Source organism: Halorussus aquaticus, from assembly GCF_024218795.1.
Lineage (GTDB): Archaea > Halobacteriota > Halobacteria > Halobacteriales > Haladaptataceae > Halorussus > Halorussus aquaticus.
The window spans coordinates 2,367,823-2,386,466 of record NZ_CP100400.1; the positions used below are offsets into that span (position 1 = coordinate 2,367,823).

Sequence of the window (18,644 nt, forward strand, 5' to 3'; positions counted from 1 at the left end):
TCGCTACAGCGAGTCCCACGCCTTCAGCGCGCGGGGCCACGACGTGAGGTCGGCGATCCAGCGCGCGGCCACGGCCTTCTTCAGGAACTTCGCGGGGTAGGAGTTGAACGTCCGAATCGGGACCGAATCGACGTCGTGGGCGACCGCGGTCTCGCCGACCGAGATGAGCGTCCCCTTGTCGTCGTAGGTCCACGTCTTCAGCGGTTGGTCGTTGATGGCGCGGGCGATGTTCTGGCCCGCGACTTCGGCGGCCTGCCACGCCGCCTGCGCGGTCGGCGGTGCGGGGTCCTCGCCCTGGTCGATGATGGCCGAGTCGCCGATGGCGAAGACGCTCCCGTCGCTGGTCTGGAAGTTCGACTCCGTGGTGACGCGGTTGTGTTCGTTGTCGAGTTCGGTGCCGTCGAGCGCGTCCTGTCCGGTGATACCGCCGGTCCAGACGAACACGTCGTAGTCGAGAGGGTCGCCCTCGTCGAACTCGATGGCGTCCTCGGTGGCCTCCGTGATGGGGTCGTCGGTCAGGATTTCGACGTCGGCCTCTTCGAGATGTCGCCGGACCGTCCCCTGAAGCTCGGAGTCCTGTCCGGGCATGATCTCTTCGAGCGCTTCCACGAGGTAGATGTCGATGGGCGCGCGGTGCTCGTCGCGGTACTCCGCGACTTCGCCCGCGCTCTGGATACCCGACAGACCAGCGCCGCCGATGACGACCGTCGCGGGGTCGTTGCGCGAGGCCTGCGAGGCCGCCGCTTCGACCTGATCGTGAATCTCACGGGCGTCGTCGAGGTTCTTGAGTGTCAGCGCGTTCTCCTCCATGCCGGGGATGCCGTAGTAGGCGGTCTGGCTCCCGAGCGCGACGAGCAGGTAGTCGTACTCGACCGAGTCGTCGCCGTCGAGTTCGACGGTCTGGTCGTCGGTATCGACACTCTCGACTCGCGCCTGTACGAACTCGGTGCTCGGGCTAGCGATGTCGCCGACGGGAATCGTGATGTCGTTCTCCACGCTCGGGTCGCGGATGACCCGGTGGGCCTCGTGGAGCACGAGATGGTAGTTGTTCTCCGAAATCCACGTCAACTCGGCGTCGGCGTGGTGTAGTTCCTCTTCCAATCGCTGAACCGCGCCTGCACCGGCGTAACCGGCGCCGAGTACGACGACCTTCTCAGTCATATCGGAAACTCCGAAGGCCTCGGATACAAAGGCTTTGGAAGTCACGTACGGACGGTTGAGAATGACAAACAGGGGTAGCGGGCGGTGAATCCGATTCGGACGAGTCCCGCACGGGCGAACGGTTCCGGTCGATCACCACCGGGGAACGTCGCAGAGAAGAGAGCGAGAGCTAGTGTTCGGGCGTTTCGGCGGGCGCTTCCATCGACGCGATCTTCAGGATGAGGATGTTGTTGGTGTCGTCCTTGCCGTCTACCGTCCCCTCGATGACGAGTTTCGACAGCGGCGTGGGACCGACGCGGACCGAGTCGCCCTCGTGGAACTCGCGGACCGACCCGCGGACGTGGATTTCTGCGCGACAGAGTTCGGGGTGGTGGACGCTGGCGAGGTCTATCTCACCGACGTTCGCCTCCTCGACTTCCTCCCCCTCGTGGAACAGCGGCACCTCGGCCTCCTGGTCCATGTCCTGAACGCCGAGTGCGTCGAAGGCGTTGGCGGTCGGTTTGTACCCACCCTTGGGACCGGGGACGCCTTCGACCAGTTGGAGGGCCTTCAGGCTCTGCATCTGGTTCCGGATGGTGCCGGGGTTGCGGTCCACTTCGTCGGCGATGTCCTCACCTTTGACTGCGTCTTCGGTCTCGCGGTGGAGGTCTACGAGCGCGCGGAGAATTTTCTTCTGACTCGCGGTCAGTTCGATTGACGACATTAGACAAACCTTGGCAATAGATTGCCTTAAATGCGGCGAACCGCACGAAAGGACGGTGGGATTTCGGGGTTCGGACCGACTACAGTTAACGGTCTCGCATCCGACCGACGGAGCGACAGCGATTTGGCAGTGGCGACGGTGCGACCAACTATGCAGGACAAACGCGTCATGGTGACCGGCGGTGCAGGTTTCATCGGTTCGAATCTGGCGAACTACCTCGCGGCGGACAACGACGTGATCGCGGTGGACGACCTCTACCTCGGCACGCCCGAGAATCTCGACGAGTCGGTCGAGTTCCACGACGTGAGCGTCTTGGACGGCGACCTCCCGACCGAAGGCGTGGACGTGCTGTTCCACCTCGCGGCGCTGTCGTCGCTCACGATGCACGAGGACAGCATCGACGGACTCCGCGACGGCGTCCGCGTCAACGTCGAGGGCTTCGCCAACACCGTCGAGCAGGTCCGACAGGACGGCTGTGACACCGTGGTCTACGCCTCCACCTCGTCTATCTACGGGAGTCGGACCGAACCCTCGCCCGAGAGCATGGACGTAGAGGCGCGCACGGGCTACGAGGCTTCGAAACTCGCCCGCGAGCGCTACGGCGAGTACTTCGCCAACGCCCACGACATGAACGTCGCGGGGATGCGCTTCTTCTCGGTGTATCAGGGCTACGGCGGGTCGGAGGAACACAAGGGCGAGTACGCCAACATCATCTCGCAGTTCGCAGACGACATCGCCAACGGCGAGTCGCCGGTCATCTACGGCGACGGCAGTCACACCCGCGACTTCACCCACGTCTCGGACATCGTTCGCGGTCTGGAACTCGCGGCCGACCACGAACTCACGGGCGTCTACAACCTCGGGACGGGCGAGTCCTACAGCGCCAACGAAGTCGTCGAGATGCTGAAGGAGGAACTCGACTCGGACGTGGAACCGGAACACGTCGAGAACCCCATCCCCGACGACATGTTCGTCCACGACACCATGGCCGACCGCTCGAAGATGACGGAGGCGACCGGCTGGGAACCCGAAATAAGCTTCGAGGAGGGTCTGAAGGAAGTCTGCGCGCCGTACAAGTAAGCGGGTCGGTGCTGACGCGCTAACACTCACTTTCCAATCCTCTAGCTCTGTCGAGGCCGGAAAGAGAACGACGCCCAGTCGGTCACAGTTCCTAACGAAGTCCGAATAGACCGAATGCGGTGACTCCCGCGCCGAGTAGCAATAGAACGAGGTAGGAGAATGCCGGATTCGTCGCCGTTCCCGAGCGAGGCGCTCCTCGTGGCGGGGAGTGGAGGAACTCCGTCACGCCGACCCAGACGACAGCCGCCAATGCGACGCCCATCGTGATGATGCCCAATGCAAGGACGAGCAATCGTCCCGGTCCGAGTTTTGAGTGCACGTTCCGTGTTCTGGAATCAGTGACCGAAAAAATCTTGCTATAAGAAACCTAGATATATTTCGTCCCTGTTCCACACTCTCATCGTTTTCGCCTCGCAATTTTCGGGACGAAGCGAAATCACGTCTTCTTTACCCCCGGCCACAGACCCTTCGACCATGAATCGACAGGTGCAGATTATCGGGGTTCCGATGGACCTCGGTGCAGACCGACGAGGCGTGGACATGGGGTCGTCTACCATCCGATACGCCGGACTCGCTGACGAACTCGAAGCCGCAGGGGTCGAAACGACCGACGCGGGCGACTTGCCGGTCCCGCGCGCCGAAGAGCGCGACCCGGAGACCGTGCAACCGAACGAGGGGTCGGCAAAGTTCCTGCAGGAGACCGCCGAGGTGTGTACGGACCTCGCCGACGAAGTGGCCGAGACGCTCGACGCGGGCCAGTTCCCGCTCGTCCTCGGCGGCGACCACTCCATCGCCATCGGGACGGTGACGGGCGCGGCCCGCGACGCCGATATCGGCGTCATCTGGTTCGACGCGCACGGCGACTTCAACACGCCCGCGACCTCGCCGTCAGGCAACGTCCACGGGATGCCGCTGGCGGCGCTGCTCGGCATCGGCGACTTCGCCGACACCGAGTGGGCCAACGCCCCGAATCTCAGCGAAGAGAACGTCGCCATAGTCGGCCTCCGGCGTCTGGACGACGCCGAGCGCGAGGCGATTCGGGAGAGCGACGTGACCGCCTTCACCATGTCCGACATCGACGAGCGGGGCGTCGTCCCGGTCGTGGAGGACGCGCTCGACGTGGCGACCGACGGCACCGACGGCGTCCACGTCAGCCTCGACATGGACTGGCTCGACCCCAAGGAAGCGCCCGGCGTCGGGACGCCGGTCCGCGGCGGCGTCACCTACCGAGAGGCCCACTCCGCGCTGGAGACCGTCGCCGAACGCGACGAGACCGAGGACATCCTGCGGACGCTGGAAGTGGTGGAGGTCAACGCGATTCTGGACCACCACAACGAGACGGCGGAACTGGCGACCGAACTCGCGGCGAGCGCGCTCGGCAAGCGGATTCTCTGAGCCTCGTTCGAAGTCGATTCCCCGACTCGTCGGGGGAGAGTCCGAGAAACCTGTATCAGGTCCTTCAGGTCGGTCGGTCCGTCGCCTTCACGCTACGGTACGACAGCCCCGCACCGACGACGAACAGGAGTGTCGCCACGTAGATGGGTCCGAGGTGCGTCAGCCAATCGTGGCCGAACAGTTCGAAGTAGTGCATCGGGAGCGCGAACGCGAGCGACACCACGGGAACGACGACTGCAGTGGCCCACGCCCACAACTGACCGCTCTGCACCCCGTACCAAGCCAGCGCCGCGACGCCGATTCCCGCCCCGATGAGGAGACCCGAGACGGCGACGTGGAGATGGTTGATGTAGTGTAACATCTCGGGGTTGCTCGCAGCGAGGTCTGCTCTCGTTACTCCGCCGAGCGTTTCGACCCCTAACTCGAAGCCCGACCCGAAGAAGGTTCTGTACAGGAACACGGCTCCGTATCCGACGAATCCCAGTCCGGCCAAGGCCATCAGGCGGACGCCGTTCCGGAGCCTCGCATCGGCTTCCGTCGTTCGTTCCGGTTGCCTGACCGTAGCTTTCTCTGCCATCTCACCACCAAAATTGGTGTACGTTCTCGATTAGCATAGCCGTGCCGGATACGCTCTTCTCGGTCCGGACAACTTTAACAGCCCGTTCCGACGAGAGCATGGGCCGACGAACTTGAAACCATCACTACCAAGTCTGTACTCTGCGGCGTACGTGACGATGCCGGACTACGACGCGATTCTGTTCGACAACGACGGCGTGCTGGTCGAACCCCCGGCCCGCGACACGCTCCGAGAGGCCGCGCGGTCGGCCTTCAGCGCTGTCGGCGTCGGCGACGCTAACGAAGCGCACGTCGAGGACGTGATGCACGGCGTCACCCCCGAGTTACTCCGAGACGTCTGCGCCGCGTACGACCTCGACGAGTCGGCGTTCTGGGAGGCCCGCGACCGCCACGCCTCGCGCGCCCAGCGCGAGGAGTTCCGCGACGGCGAGCGGGACCGCTACGACGACGTGGCGGCGCTCGCGGACCTCGACCACGACTTCGGTATCGTGAGTTCGAACCAGCACGCCACCATCGAGTTCATCCTGTCGTTCTTCGAGTGGGAGCCTCTGTTCGACACCTACTACGGCCGAGAACGAGCGGTCGAGAGCATTCGTCGGAAGAAACCCGAACCTCACTACCTCGAACGTGCGCTGGCCGACCTCGGGACCGACTCCGCGCTCTTCGTCGGCGACAGCGAGAGCGACGTGGAGGCGGCCCGACGCGCGGGTCTGGACTCGGCGTTCGTCCGGCGCGACCACTCCGAGGGCGTCGAACTGTCGGTCGAACCGACGTACGAGGTCCGGGACCTGTGGGACGTCGTGGAAATAGCGACCGGAGAATAGTCGTCTCGGAGAGCGGCGTCCGCTACTCTGCCGCTTCCGTCGCGTCGATCTCCGCTTCCTGCTCGACCTCGTCGCCCGCGTCGGGCACTACGTCCACGCTGGCGACTTGGTCTGCGCCTTCGAGTTCCATCACTTTCACGCCCATCGTGTTCCGGCCGACTTCCGAGATGTCGTCGGCCCGAATCCGCATAATCTGACCGTCTCGACTCATGATGATGAGGTCGTCGTCGGGCGCGACCGCCTTCACCGACGTGACCGACCCGTTGCGGTCGCCGGTCTTGATGTCCATCAGACCGTAACCGTTGCGCGACTGTCGGCGGTACTCGGTGAGCGGCGTGCGCTTGCCGTAGCCGCGCTCGGTGACGGTGAGCAAGTTCTCGTCGGTATCGTCGGCCGCCGCGACCATCCCGACTACCTCGTCGTCGCCGCGGAGTTCGACGCCGTGAACCCCACGCGCGTTGCGGCCCATCGCGCGGGCCTCGGACTCGTCGAACCGAATCGACATGCCGTTGGCGGTGGCGATGAGCAGGTCTTTCGTTCCGTCTGTGACCTTCACGTCCACGAGTTCGTCGCCGTCCTCCAGTTTCGCGGCGATGATGCCGGTCGAGAGGATGTTGTCGAACTCCTCGGTGTCGGTCCGCTTGACGTAGCCGTCTCGGGTGACCATGCTCAGACACTCGTCGTCCTCGAAGTCGTCGGTGTTGACGACCGCGGTAATCTCCTCGCCGTCGTCCAAGTCGAGGAGGTTTATCGCCGACTTGCCCCGGGCGGTGCGGGACATCTCCGGAATCTCGTACGCCTTCAGCCGGTAGACCTGCCCGTGGTTGGTGAAACAGAGCAGGTAGTCGTGGGTGTTCGCGCGGAACACCTTCGACACCCGGTCGCCCTCCTTGATGTCGCCGCCGATGATGCCCTTGCCGCCGCGGTTCTGGGCGTCGAACTGCGAGACAGGCATCCGCTTGACGTAGTCCTGCTCGGTCACGACCACGACAACGTCCTCCTCGGCGATGAGGTCCTCGCGGGTCACCTCGTCGGTGTTCTCGATGAACGAGGTCCGTCGGTCGTCGTCGTACTCCTCCTTGACTTCCAGGAGCTCCTCCTTGATGACCGAGAGGAGTTCGGACTCGGAGCCGAGGATGGTCTCGAGGCGGTCGATGCGGGCCTGTACCTCCTCGTACTCGTCCTCGATTTCGGCGGCCTCCATCGACGTGAGGCTACCGAGTTGCATCCGGACGATGTGGTCGACCTGTTCGTCCGAGAAGTCGTAGGCCGTCTGGAGGTCGGCCTTCGCCTCGTCGCGGTCCTCGGCGTCCTGGATGATATCGACCACGTCGTCGGCGTTCTCCAGCGCCGTGAGTCGGCCTTCGAGGATGTGGGCGCGGTCCTCCTTCTCGGCGAGTTCGTACTGGCTCCGGCGACGGACGACGTCCTTGCGGTGGTCGAGATAGTGCCGAAGCGTCTCCTTGAGCGACAGCACCTTGGGTTCGCCGTTCACCAGCGCGAGGTTGATGACGCCGAACGTCTTCTCCAGATAGCCCTCGATGAGTTGGTTCTTGACGACCTCGGTCATCGCGTTCTGCTTGAGTTCGACCACGACGCGGATGCCGTCGCGGTCGGACTCGTCGCGGAGGTCCCGGATGCCCTCGATGCTCCCCTCGTTGACGGCGTCGGCTATCTTCTCGACCATCCGGGCCTTGTTGGTCTGGTAGGGAAGTTCCGTGATGACGATGCGGTCGCTCCCGTTCTCGCGCTCCTCGACTTCGAACTCCGCGCGGACGCGGATGCGACCCCGGCCGGTCTTGTACGCGGCGTGGACCGCGTTCCTGCCGACGATGTTCGCGCCGGTCGGGAAGTCCGGCCCCTTGACGTGTTCCATCAGGTCCTCGACGGTGGCGTCGGGGTTCTCGATGAGTTCCACCGTCGCGTCGATGACCTCGCCGAGGTTGTGGGGCGGGATGTTCGTACTCATCCCGACCGCGATACCCGAGGACCCGTTCACCAGCAGGTTCGGGAACGCGGACGGCAGCACCTCCGGTTCCTGAAGCCGGTCGTCGTAGTTCGACTGCCAATCGACGGTGTCCATGTCGATGTCCGCCAGCAGCTCCTCGGCGATGGGGGCCATCCGGGCCTCCGTGTACCGCATCGCCGCCGGCGGGTCGCCGTCGACGGACCCGAAGTTACCCTGTCCGTCGACCAGCGGGTACCGCATCGAGAACTCCTGGGCCATCCGCGCCAGCGCGTCGTAGATGGACTTGTCGCCGTGCGGGTGGAAGTCACCCATCGTGTCGCCCACGATGTTCGAGGACTTCCGGTGGCTCGCACCGCTGGTGATGCCCGACCGGTGCATCGCGTAGAGGATGCGCCGGTGGACTGGCTTCAACCCGTCTCGAACGTCGGGCAAGGCCCGTCCCGCGATGACCGACATCGCGTAGTCGATGTAACTCTGCTCCATCTCGTCTTCGACGCGCACGTTGCGTACGCGCTCTGCGACCTCGTTCGGGAGGTCGGACGTGTCCGAACTCATATCAGATGTCAACCCACTCTGCTTCCGTAGCGTGTTCCTTGATGAACTGCTTGCGCGGTTCGACTGCGTCGCCCATCAGCACCGAGAACATCTTGTCCGCGGTGGCGGCGTCCTCAACGTTGATCTGCTTGAGGATGCGGTTGTCGGGATTCATCGTCGTGTCCCACAACTGCTCGGGGTTCATCTCGCCGAGGCCCTTGAACCGCTGGACCTGCGAGGGCTTGCCGTCGCACTCCTCCTCGATGATGCGGTCGCGCTCCTCCTCGGTCATGGCGTCGTACGTCTCGCCGCGGTGTCGGATGCGGTAGAGCGGCGGTTGGGCCGCGTAGACGTACCCCGCTTCGAGCAGCGGCCGCATGTACCGATACAGCAGCGTCAGGTACAGCGTCCGGATGTGCGCGCCGTCCACGTCGGCGTCGGTCATGATGATTATCTTGTGGTAGCGCGCGTCCTCGATGTCGAACTCGTCGCCGACGCCGGTGCCGATGGCGGTGATGAAGTTCCGAATCTTGTCGTTCTCCAGCACCCGGTCGAGGCGGTGCTTCTCGACGTTGAGGACCTTGCCGAACAGCGGGAGGATGGCTTGGAACTCGCGGTCCCGGGCCTGCTTGGCCGACCCGCCCGCGGAGTCGCCCTCGACCACGAACAGTTCGGACTTGGACGGGTCCCGCGACTGGCAGTCCGCCAGTTTCCCGGGGAGCGCTGTCGATGCCAGCGCGTTCTTGCGCCGGGTCAACTCCTCGGCCTTCTTCGCCGCCTTCCGGGCCTTCGCGGCCTCGACGGCCTTCGAGACGATGGCCTCGGCGGTGTCGGGGTTCTCCTCGAAGTAGGTCGAGAGTCCCTCGTGAATCGCCGACTCCACGATGCCCCGGACCTCGCTGTTGCCGAGTTTGGTCTTGGTCTGGCCCTCGAACTGCGGGTCGGGGTGCTTGACCGAGATGACGGCCGTCAGGCCCTCGCGAACGTCCTCGCCCTTCAGATTCTCGTCCAAGTCGGCGAGGAGGTCGTTCTCGTTGGCGTAGTCGTTGACGAACCGCGTCAGGGCGGTCTTGAACCCGGTGAGGTGGGTGCCGCCTTCGCGGGTGTTGATGTTGTTGGCGAAGGCGTGAATCGACCCCTGCAGTTCGTCGGTGGCCTGCATCGCCACCTCCACTTGGATGTTCTGGTCCTCGTCCTCGAAGTAGATGACCTCCCGGTGGAGCGGAGTCTTGGTCTCGTTGAGGTACTCGACGAACTCCCGGATGCCACCCTCGTACTCGAAGGTGTCAGATTGGCCGTCCTCCTCGCGTCGGTCCGACAGCGAGATGGCCACCCCGGAGTTGAGGAAGGCGAGTTCGCGCAGGCGACTCTCCAGCGTCGAGTAGGCGAACTCGGTGGTCTCGAATATCTCGCCGTCGGGCCAGAACCGAATCTCGGTGCCGGTCTCCTCGTCGGGTTCGAGGTCCCGGACGCGCTCCAGCGAGGTGGTCGGTTCGCCCTGTTCGAACTCCTGATGCCAGAGCGCGCCGTCGCGCTTGACCTCGACCTCGAAGTGTTCCGAGAGGGCGTTGACCACCGAGACGCCGACGCCGTGGAGACCGCCGGAGACCTGGTAGGACTTGTTGTCGAACTTCCCGCCAGCGTGGAGGACGGTCAGAATGACCTCGACGGCGGGCTTGTCGTACTCCTCGTGGGTGTCCACGGGGATGCCCCGGCCGTCGTCGGCGATGCTGACCGAGCCATCGTCGTGGATACTCACATCAATGGAGTCACAGTAACCGGCGAGGGCTTCGTCGATAGAATTGTCAACGACTTCGAACACGAGGTGGTGTAACCCTCGTGCGTCGGTAGAACCGATATACATCGCCGGGCGTTTCCGAACCGCCTGTAGGCCTTCGAGAACCTGGATTTGCCCGGCCCCGTATTCACTTTCCTGACTCATAAAACCTGATTCAGAGTAGCAGTTCCGTCCTGATAAATCCCTCGCACGCGCGCGCACGAAATCCGTGTCAGGGACCGGGAATATTCGAGGGTGAGCGGGTAGCGTCGGGAACGACGCTCGGACCCGCGCCGGTCAGTCGCCGGTGACGTTCACCTGTTCGAGACCCGACACCTCCTCGATGGAGATGCCGCCCGTGAGTTCGCGGTAGGGGTAGGGCATCTCGATGCCCTCGGCGTCGAACCGCTCCTTGACGCCGGTGACGTGGTCCGAGAGCACCTCCTTGAACTTGCCGCGGCCGGGGTCCTCGATCCAGATTCGGGATTCGAGTCCGACGTAGGAGTCGGCGAGTTCGGTCGTCCTGACCGACGGTTCCGGGTCGTCGAGCACGTCGGAGTTGGCCCACGCGTCGTCGAGGATGATGTCGGTGGCCTCGCCGATGTCGTCGTCGTAGCCGATACCGAAGACGAACTGGAGGCGAAGTCGCTCGTTCGCCATCGCGTTCGTGACCGCGTTGTTGGCCAACTCCGAGTTGGGAACCGTGATGACCTCGTTGTTGAACGTCTCGACCTTCGTCACTCGGAGGTCTATCTGCCGGACCACGCCCGACATGTCGTTCCACTCTATCCAGTCGTCCACCTGAAACGGCTTGTCCTTGAGGATGAACACCCCGGCGACGAAGTTGCCCACGAGGTCCTGGGCCGCGAACCCGAGCGCCAGCGCCAGCGCGCCGCCGAGCGTGGCGAACGCCGCCAGAAAGCTTCCGAACCCCGCGACGGTGAAGGCGACTGCGACGGCGACGAAGAAGATCACCGCCCTCGCGGTGGTCGTCGCCAACTGGATCACCGTCCGGTCGAACCCGCGCGCCGACAGCGACCGACGGACGAGTTTCACTATCACGTATCGGCCGACGACGTAGACCACTACGAAAGCGAGGACGAACGCCACCACGTCCCAGAGCAGACCGGCGTACTGTGCGAGAAGTTCCCCGAGGGAGGTCGGCCAGTCGAACTGCTGTAGCGGTACCATGCTCCTACCAATTCGTCGATACGCGGTAAATGAGTTCGGGTCGAAACGACCGATTACGCTCGGGGCCGCCGCGAGACGCCTTTTTCGGGCGGTTCTGGGAGTACAACCGTCGGCCCTCCGGTCGAACGTCGTGTCGGCTCGTTGTGACCTGTCCGGAAGCGTCGCCGCTCACCCCTCGGAGAACGACTCCTCGCCCGGCGGAGTCGGAACGCGAACGCCGCGAACTACGCCGATTCGGCGGTCGTCCCGACGCGCCCGGTCGCGTTTTCGCCCGTCGTCGCCGTCTCGTTGGGGACGGAGACGCGGACCGACTCGACCGCGCCCACGCTGGCGTTTCCGACCGCGATGTCCGCCGCGGAGGCGTTCACCGGCGCGTCGCCCGTCACGGCGGTCGGAACTGAGAACGACAGGCCGCTGGCGTTCCGGACCGTGAGGTTCCGGATTACCGCGCCGTCGAGCGTCTGATTCCTGATGCGGACGACCTGCGCGGACTGTCCCGTGATGTTCGGCCCGCGTGCGAAGGGGACGCCGAACTCCGACAGCAGGTCCCTACTGCGTATCGTCGCGCTCCTGACGGTCACGTTCGAGAGTCGCGCGCGCTCGACGACGATTCGCCGGAGCGAGACGTTCCGGACGGTCAGGTTCCGGCGTTGGTCCATCCGGCGGACGGTCAGGTTCCGCACCACCACGTCGGTCGCCGTGACGTTCCGGAGCGTCACCGACTCGGCCGAGAGGTTCTGAACCCCGACCGACGCGCCGTCGTCCTGTGCGCCGACCGGTTCGTCTCCGTCGGCCCGCGCGTCCACCGACTGGCCGAACGCTTCGCCGACCGGCGACCGGTCGTCCTGGGCGACCGAGGCCGTCGCCCCGACTGCCAGCGGCGCGACGACTGCGAGTGCGAGTACGACGACTGTGACCGTCGCGTGTTCGGTGTCGAACATCAGTGGCAACGCCACGTAAGCGTCCTTAAATTACCCGACCGTTCCGACCGTGTCGCGCGCCGACCCGCCGGTAGTGGGACGTCCCACTCGGGGACGGCGGAGTGGTCCGAGGAGTCCGCGTTACGGACCGACGCCCGAACGATTATACCCCAGACCGTCGTGACATCCGACGGAAGAATGGGGGAGACACGACGACAGTTCCTTCGAGCGACGGGTGCCAGCGCGGTCGGACTGACGGGGGCGGTCGGCACTACCGCGGCCCAGTCCGGGGGCGTCGGCCTGTTGTTGAACTGGAAACCGAACGGGCTTCACGTTCCCTACTACGCCGCGAAGGCGAAGGGGTACTACGAGGAGCAGGGCGTCCAACTGAACGGCATCGAGAGCGGGCAGGGGTCGGACTTCGCGGCCAAACAGGTGGGTCTCGGCAACACCGAGTTCGCCGTCACGAGCGCCGACCAGATGCTGAACGTCAACACTCGCGGCCTCTCGCCGCGGTCGGTCGGGGTCGTGATGCAGCGGAGTCCAGTCGTGGTGTTCACCACGCCGGACGCCTTCGGCGGTGAACTGACCGGTGCGGACCAGTTGGCGGGCAAGACGGTCGGCACGGGACCCGGCATGGTCAAGATTCTCACGACACTCCTGCTGGAGGAGAAGGGCGTCCTCTCGGAGGTGGAACTCGTGGACACCGGGTTCGACACGGTCCAGCAGTTGCTCGGCGGGAAGATAGACGCCGCGGGCGGCGTGTTCGCCGACGCGGTGGTCGCGCGCCAGAAGGCGGGGTCGGTCTCGTCGATTCCGGTGGCCGAGACCGTCCCCTCCTACGGGCACGTCGTCGGCGCGAACGCGGACTTCGCCGACGAAAACCCCGAGACGGTCCGGGGGTTCCTGAACGCGACCGCCCGCGGCGCGGCGTGGGCGACGAACAACCCCGGGCGGGCGACACAGTTGCTGGTCGAGGCGAATCCGGCCATCTCCGAGACCGCCGACACCCAGCGAGCGAAGTGGGTCGAGATGGCCAGCAACTACGTTCTCTCGGAGACGGTCCGCCAACATGCGTGGGGGTGGAGCGAGGCCCGACCGTGGGAGACGACGTACCGCGCGCTCCGCGACGCCGACCTCCTCGGGGGCGAGACCGACCCGTCGTCGGTCTGGACCAACGAGTATCTCGACACCGATTACCGGTACGTCGGCGAGTACGCTCGGAACGTCTCGCCGCCGGAAGCGACCGCTTCGGGCGAAACCGCGTCCGGAACGACTACGTCCGGGAACGCGTCCGGGACCACGACCGAAGTCGGACGGAACTGATGACCAGTCCGGGGCCGCGGAAGTCGGGGGAGTCGAGCGCCGCGGGCACGCGGGACGGCGAGTCGTCCGACTCTCGACCGCCCGCATCCCCGTCGGGCGCGAGTCGGCGACGCTCGGTACCGACCGCGCCGCGGGCGGTCACCTCCCGCGCGTCCGGTGTCGTCGCGCGGGGATGGCCGCCGGTCGCCGTGGCGGTTCTCGGCCTGCTGGCGTGGTCCGTGGCCGCCCGGACCGCCGGGGTGCCGGACGTGATTCTCCCGAGTCCGGGCGACGTGGCCGCGGCGCTCGCGGAGCACTGGCCCGCGCTCGCCGAGGCCGCCGGAGTCACGGCGCTCACGGCGGGCCTCGGCGTCGTCGCCGGTGCGGTCGTCGGCGCGGCGCTGGCGGTGGCGATGGCGGCCTCCGAGACGACTCGCGCCGTGGTCCGGCCCTACGTTATCGCGCTCCGGGTCGTCCCCGTAATCGCGGTCGCGCCGCTGCTCTTCCGGTGGTTCGGCGACGGCGTGGGCGCGCGGGCCGCGCTGGCGGGCACGCTGGCGATTTTCCCGGTGACGATAGCGACCTATCAGGGGGTGGCCGCCACGCCCGAGGAGTTCGTCGCCCTCGCGCGCTCGGTCGGCGCGTCGCCCGCCACTCGGTACCTCCGGGTACGACTCCCGGCCGCGGCACCGCAGGCGTTCGCCGGACTTCGAATCGCGGCCGCCGCGGGCGTCGTGGGCGCGGTGGTCGCCGAGTTCCTCACCCTGAAGGCGGGCATCGGCTACCGGGTGTTCCGGGCCTCGACCAGACTCCAGACCGCCCGGATGGTCGCCGCGCTCGGCGTGCTGGCGCTGCTGGGCGTCGCGTTCTATCTGGTCCCGGCGCTGGTCGAGCGTCGGATGGACTGGGGGTAGCGACGCCGCGGCCGGAGAGGCAGAAAGACTACATCTCTCACACCGAAACGCGTTCGGCGTGAACTCCCGGCTCTCACCCCCGGAAGCCGCGTCGTTCGTCGGACTGGGACTCCTCGCAGTCGGGTCGTACCTCCCGTGGGTCCGCACGAACGCGGCCGGTCCCGTACCGGCAGTCTACCTTCCGGGGATGAACACCGGACTGGACCTGTGGGGCCTCGTCATCGTCCCTCTCGCCGTGGCGGCGGTCGCACTGCTCTGGCGGCCGAGTCGGCGGGCGAGTAGAGTCGCCACCGCGGCGGCGGGCGGCGTCGCCTGCCTCCTCGCGCTCGTCGAACTCTCGGCGTACCCGCGCCTCGACGCGAGTCCGTTCGCGCCTGCAGTTGGTGTGTACGTCACGCTTGCGGGCGGCGTCGTCGCGCTCGCCGCGAGCGGTTGGTCGGCTCTGGCGTTCGAGCGATGAGCGCCCTCACTTCCACGAGACCCGACGCTCGACCGCCGCGACAGCGCCGTACACCGCCATCTCCTCGACGAAGAGCACGACCACCGCCGCCAGCACCGCGTCGGTCTGGACGTTCTCCGCGCCGACGAGGATGAGGTACCCGAGACCCTCGTCGGTCAGAATCCACTCCGCGACCACCGCGCCGACCGCCGCGAGCGCGGCCGACTGCTTCAGGCCAGCGAAGACCGCCGGGAGCGCGGCCGGAATCCGGACGAACAGGAACGTCCGGAGCGGTCCCGTCTCGACCGACCGGAGCAGGTCGAGGTACTCCTCGGGCGTCTCCCGGAGTCCCGCCATCGAACTCACGAACGTCGGGAAGAACGTTATCAGCGCGACGAACGAGAGGGCGGTCCCTGCGCCGGTGCCGAGGTAGACCAGCAGCAGCGGCGCGACCGCTATCTTCGGCAGGACGCGCGCCGTGACGAGGTAGGGGTAGAGCGCCCGCCGGAGGACCGTCGAGTGGACCGCTACGGCGGCCGCGCCGAACCCGGCGAGGACGCCGACCGCACCGCCCGCGAGGACGGTCCGGAGCGTGACAGCGCCGTTTCGGAGGTAGAGACCCGGCCGCGCCGCGAGTCGGTCGGCGACCGCTGCGGGCGTCGGGAGGAGGTAAGACGGAATCCCGAGCAGGACGACCGCCGCCCACCACGCGAGGACGCCGACCGCGAGCGCGCCGACCGGGAGCGAGAGCCCAGCGGCCGGAATCCGGTCGGCGTAGCTCATGGGTCGGCCGTCGGGACGCTCGGTCGTCGGGTCATCGCAGTTCGTACCCCTCGTGGAGCGCGGTCCGGACGCGCGCGACCTGCTCCTGAAACGCGGTCGTGCCGTACACCGACTCGTCGCGGGGTCTGGGCAGTTCCACGTCGAAGACGGCCGCGATTTCGCCCGGTTGGTCGCTCATCACGACGCACCTGTCCGCGAGGAACACCGCCTCGGGAACGCTGTGAGTGACGAACAGCACCGTCTTGTTCCGGTCGCGCCAGACGCGCCGGACCTCGACGCCCATCTCCTCGCGGGTGAGTTCGTCGAGTTCGCCGAACGGTTCGTCCATCAGCAGGACCGAGGCCCCGAGGTGGAGCGCCCGCGCGATGGCGACCCGCTGGCGCATCCCACCCGAGAGTTCGGCGGGTCGCGACTCCTCGAACCCCGCGAGTCCGACCGTCCCCAGCAGGTCGCGGGCCGCCTCGCGGTCGGGCGACTTCCCGGCCATCTCCCGGAGGAAGACGACGTTGGCGAGCGCCGACTTCCACGGCAGAAGAGCGTGGCGTTGGAAGACGAAGCCGAACTCCCCGTCGCGACGGGCGGCGTCGGGCGAGTCGCGCCCGACCCGGACGGTACCGGCAGTCGGGTCCTGTAGCCCGCCGACCGTCCGGAGCAGCGTGGTCTTTCCACACCCCGAGGGACCGATGACCGTGACGAACTCGCCATCGTCCACCCGCAGGTCCACGTTCTCCAAGGCGCGTACGTCCTCGAAATTCACCGTCACGCCGTCGAGTCGGATGGCGGTCGCTCGGTCGGTTCGGGTCGCCTCCTCCGCGCTCGTCTCGTCTCCCACCATCGAGTTCGTGGAACGTAACGGGACGAAGCCATAGGTGGCTTACGCCCGTGCGCGCCGCTCGCGTGTGCCGGGTTAGCGATTCGAGGGACTCCGTCGTCTTCGCGTCGTCGGAGTAGCGAGCGATTGTCCGTCGGTTCGATACGGCAGCGTCCTGCCGAGGGGTTTGCCAGTACAACATCGGGGGGTTTGACCCCCGAAGAGGGTGGTGCACGACCTTCGACAGTCACCTCGTTCCTCGCGTCTCCCCCCGACTCTATTTCGACCGTTCGGGCGTGAACCAGCCAGCGACGCCGCTCGGGTTCTCTCGGTGTCGAGCGCGGAACGACGACCACTCGACGGTCAGTTTCCCGAGAACGACGAGCGTGGCGATTCCGATTTCGAAGAGAACCCTCGTGTCGAACAGTCCCGCCAGCGGCAACGTCAGTAACGGTAACACGAACTCCGCAACCGGCGTCAGCAGGAACCAGAACACCATCCGACGGACCGGTATCTCGACCGTCATCGGTGCCGAGAGTCGCTCGTACCGCCGCTCACCGAGGAACTGCCGACGGGCGGAATCGAACTGAGAGACGAGCAGTGCGAGCGCACTGAGGAGGATTTCGGGTGAGATGACGGACGCGAATATGGCGGCGTACTCGTATATCGCCTCGGAGTTACTGTACGGATTCTCGACGACGACCGGCGACGGAAGGACGACCATCAACACGCTCAGACACAGCCAGAATCCGAGACCCCAGACGAGCAGTCCGGCGGCGTAGCTAACGTTTCGGTAGTGAATCGGCGGTAACCACTCGACGGGGCGCGTCGTCCCGGAGCGCGAGGACAGGAACGGCACCGACAGCGTCATTGGACTGACGGTTCGGTCCTCGGTGTTCGGTGCTCGCTCCGCGAACAGCGTCAAACCGCTGTAGACGACGACCACGGAGCCGATTTCGAGCCAGTAGAGAAACAGGACGCTCTGTACCCGCCAGCCGAAGAACGCGATTCCGGCGAGCGGGACCAGATTAGAGACGAGTAGCGGAAGAAACGTCTCGGTGGTCTGTGACTCTTTTCTGTCGCTCATCCTACCAGTGATGTTGTGCGAAGACGCTCTTAAATCAAGTGCAACACTTCGTTCTACCGGTACGAGCCATCGGTTCGATACCGAGTATCCCCGGACGGGTGGAAGTCGCAAGCCGAGACGAGGCCAGTCCCGCGAGGATACGTCCTCGTTCCGGGTAGGCGTTCCCATATCTATTCTATCATCTAGATACAGAAAGAATTAAATGCATTCTGAATTATTTAATCCTGTGAACGATAAAGATAGAACAACGATTCCTCGGAGAAAAGCTATTCTGACCACCGCTGGCATCGGTAGCGCCCTTCTCGGTGTGCCCGGTGCGGCGTCGGCCGGTGACGGCTCTGACTCGTTCGATCCGGACGAACACTCCAAGTACATTCTGGACGAGGAGTACTGGCGGAACGAGGACGGCGAGGTCGTGTTCGACCACGCGAACTTCGAGCAGTGGGAAATCGTGCCCAAGGCCAAGCAGGGACAGTCCGCTGGTGCCCAGACCGCCGACGCGTCCGCTACCCCCGAGATTTATCTCGGAACGCACAAGAACGCGACCCGACGGACCGGTCCGGCCGTCGTGAACGTCGGCGACGCGATGACGAACGGACAGGTCTCGACGATGGGGTCGGACACGAGAGTGACCCTCGTCAGCGGCAGTATCCCCGATTACGTGCCCGGCATCGGCGGCACGACGTGGGGAATCAACGCGGGCGTGACGTTCAACATCTCGGCCCTGTCGGTGGACATCAGTATCAATCTCCGAGTCGGGAACACCCAGATCGTCCTCTGGGGCTGGAGTCTCGGTCCCGAGGGCGACAAGGGTACCTGCATGTCGGTCACTCCGTCGCAGTTCCCCGTCGAAGTCGAACCGTGCATCGACGTGACGTTCGACGGTGACACGCTCAGGTTCGGCGGTTCCGTGAGCCTCTGCGCGCCGCCGACCGACCCGTGCCCCGGGTTCAACTGCCAGTACTGCATCACCGGCGTCAGCGTCTCCGCCCCGCCGATCGAAGCACCGTGGTAATCGGATAGCCGGTCGTCGGCTTCCGATTGCAGTCCGTTTTTGCTCCGTTACGGACGGACGACCGGAATTTCATATATCGAATTACGGTTTGTCACGGTTTTTACTTTCGCTTTGGCACCGAGAAGCCTTTAACGGCTACGCGGCTACGATGTACTACAGA

At 65.5% G+C, this 18,644-nt stretch carries 18 protein-coding genes; 7 read left to right on the top strand and 11 right to left on the bottom strand.

Going from position 1 to position 18,644, the window contains the following annotated elements; all coding sequences use genetic code 11:
- Positions 1-3 precede the first annotated feature (3 nt).
- Both NGM06_RS12265 and NGM06_RS12270 read right to left on the bottom strand, forming a co-directional pair.
- Entirely contained in the window at positions 4-1,161 is a 1,158-nt protein-coding gene (locus tag NGM06_RS12265; protein WP_254267235.1) for an NAD(P)/FAD-dependent oxidoreductase, read from the bottom strand.
- A gap of 169 nt (positions 1,162-1,330) precedes the next feature.
- On the bottom strand, positions 1,331-1,864 hold the full coding sequence (locus tag NGM06_RS12270; RefSeq protein WP_163521454.1) for an Rrf2 family transcriptional regulator: 534 nt from the start codon (positions 1,862-1,864) through the stop codon (positions 1,331-1,333).
- Between the two features lie 150 nt (positions 1,865-2,014).
- Between NGM06_RS12270 and NGM06_RS12275 the strand changes: the two genes are divergently transcribed.
- Complete coding sequence (locus NGM06_RS12275; protein ID WP_254267236.1) at positions 2,015-2,944, top strand: NAD-dependent epimerase/dehydratase family protein; 930 nt, start codon at positions 2,015-2,017, stop codon at positions 2,942-2,944.
- Positions 2,945-3,035: 91 nt separating this feature from the next.
- Here the strand turns inward: NGM06_RS12275 and NGM06_RS12280 are convergent, their stop codons facing one another.
- Positions 3,036-3,263, bottom strand: coding sequence for a hypothetical protein (locus NGM06_RS12280; protein ID WP_254267237.1), 228 nt, complete (start codon positions 3,261-3,263; stop codon positions 3,036-3,038).
- 155 nt (positions 3,264-3,418) lie between these two features.
- Here NGM06_RS12280 and rocF point away from each other — a divergent pair, with 155 nt between their 5' ends.
- On the top strand, positions 3,419-4,339 hold the full coding sequence (rocF, locus tag NGM06_RS12285) for an arginase (RefSeq protein WP_254267238.1): 921 nt from the start codon (positions 3,419-3,421) through the stop codon (positions 4,337-4,339).
- 64 nt (positions 4,340-4,403) lie between these two features.
- On the opposite strand, the gene NGM06_RS12290 is transcribed toward rocF, so the two are convergent.
- Positions 4,404-4,916 (bottom strand): hypothetical protein, encoded by a 513-nt coding sequence (locus NGM06_RS12290; protein ID WP_254267239.1) that lies wholly within the window; start codon positions 4,914-4,916, stop codon positions 4,404-4,406.
- A 157-nt stretch (positions 4,917-5,073) separates the two neighbouring features.
- Here NGM06_RS12290 and NGM06_RS12295 point away from each other — a divergent pair, with 157 nt between their 5' ends.
- Positions 5,074-5,739, top strand: a complete 666-nt coding sequence (locus tag NGM06_RS12295; protein ID WP_254267240.1) for an HAD family hydrolase — start codon at positions 5,074-5,076, stop codon at positions 5,737-5,739.
- A 22-nt stretch (positions 5,740-5,761) separates the two neighbouring features.
- Here NGM06_RS12295 and gyrA read toward each other — a convergent pair whose 3' ends face one another.
- The 4 genes from gyrA to NGM06_RS12315 form a co-directional block, all read right to left on the bottom strand.
- Positions 5,762-8,263 (bottom strand): DNA gyrase subunit A, encoded by a 2,502-nt coding sequence (gyrA, locus tag NGM06_RS12300; RefSeq protein ID WP_254267241.1) that lies wholly within the window; start codon positions 8,261-8,263, stop codon positions 5,762-5,764.
- A gap of 1 nt (position 8,264) precedes the next feature.
- A complete protein-coding gene (gyrB, locus tag NGM06_RS12305) occupies positions 8,265-10,184 on the bottom strand; it encodes a DNA topoisomerase (ATP-hydrolyzing) subunit B (protein WP_254267242.1) in 1,920 nt (639 codons plus the stop codon).
- A 132-nt stretch (positions 10,185-10,316) separates the two neighbouring features.
- Positions 10,317-11,210, bottom strand: a complete 894-nt coding sequence (locus NGM06_RS12310) for a mechanosensitive ion channel family protein (protein ID WP_254267243.1) — start codon at positions 11,208-11,210, stop codon at positions 10,317-10,319.
- Between the two features lie 224 nt (positions 11,211-11,434).
- Positions 11,435-12,151: a hypothetical protein gene (locus tag NGM06_RS12315; protein WP_254267244.1), complete on the bottom strand. Its 717-nt coding sequence runs from the start codon at positions 12,149-12,151 to the stop codon at positions 11,435-11,437.
- Positions 12,152-12,328: 177 nt separating this feature from the next.
- Between NGM06_RS12315 and NGM06_RS12320 the strand changes: the two genes are divergently transcribed.
- Genes NGM06_RS12320 through NGM06_RS12330 form a run of 3 tightly spaced genes read left to right on the top strand, consistent with a single transcriptional unit; the run spans position 12,329 to position 14,809 of the window.
- Complete coding sequence (locus NGM06_RS12320) at positions 12,329-13,456, top strand: ABC transporter substrate-binding protein (RefSeq protein WP_254267245.1); 1,128 nt, start codon at positions 12,329-12,331, stop codon at positions 13,454-13,456.
- Positions 13,456-14,349 carry an ABC transporter permease gene (locus NGM06_RS12325; protein ID WP_254267246.1) on the top strand — a complete coding sequence of 298 codons (894 nt, stop codon included), beginning with the start codon at positions 13,456-13,458 and terminating at the stop codon, positions 14,347-14,349. The genes NGM06_RS12320 and NGM06_RS12325 overlap by 1 nt, the downstream gene beginning before the upstream one ends.
- Positions 14,350-14,407: 58 nt before the next feature.
- Positions 14,408-14,809 carry a hypothetical protein gene (locus NGM06_RS12330; protein WP_254267247.1) on the top strand — a complete coding sequence of 134 codons (402 nt, stop codon included), beginning with the start codon at positions 14,408-14,410 and terminating at the stop codon, positions 14,807-14,809.
- 6 nt (positions 14,810-14,815) lie between these two features.
- On the opposite strand, the gene NGM06_RS12335 is transcribed toward NGM06_RS12330, so the two are convergent.
- From NGM06_RS12335 to NGM06_RS12345, 3 genes are all read right to left on the bottom strand, one after another.
- Positions 14,816-15,571: an ABC transporter permease gene (locus tag NGM06_RS12335; RefSeq protein WP_254267248.1), complete on the bottom strand. Its 756-nt coding sequence runs from the start codon at positions 15,569-15,571 to the stop codon at positions 14,816-14,818.
- 31 nt (positions 15,572-15,602) lie between these two features.
- Positions 15,603-16,406, bottom strand: a complete 804-nt coding sequence (locus tag NGM06_RS12340) for an ABC transporter ATP-binding protein (protein WP_254267249.1) — start codon at positions 16,404-16,406, stop codon at positions 15,603-15,605.
- 253 nt (positions 16,407-16,659) lie between these two features.
- Positions 16,660-17,469, bottom strand: coding sequence for a DUF6498-containing protein (locus NGM06_RS12345; RefSeq protein ID WP_254267250.1), 810 nt, complete (start codon positions 17,467-17,469; stop codon positions 16,660-16,662).
- A 226-nt stretch (positions 17,470-17,695) separates the two neighbouring features.
- Here NGM06_RS12345 and NGM06_RS12350 point away from each other — a divergent pair, with 226 nt between their 5' ends.
- Positions 17,696-18,484 carry a hypothetical protein gene (locus tag NGM06_RS12350; RefSeq protein ID WP_254267251.1) on the top strand — a complete coding sequence of 263 codons (789 nt, stop codon included), beginning with the start codon at positions 17,696-17,698 and terminating at the stop codon, positions 18,482-18,484.
- Positions 18,485-18,644: the final 160 nt, after the last annotated feature.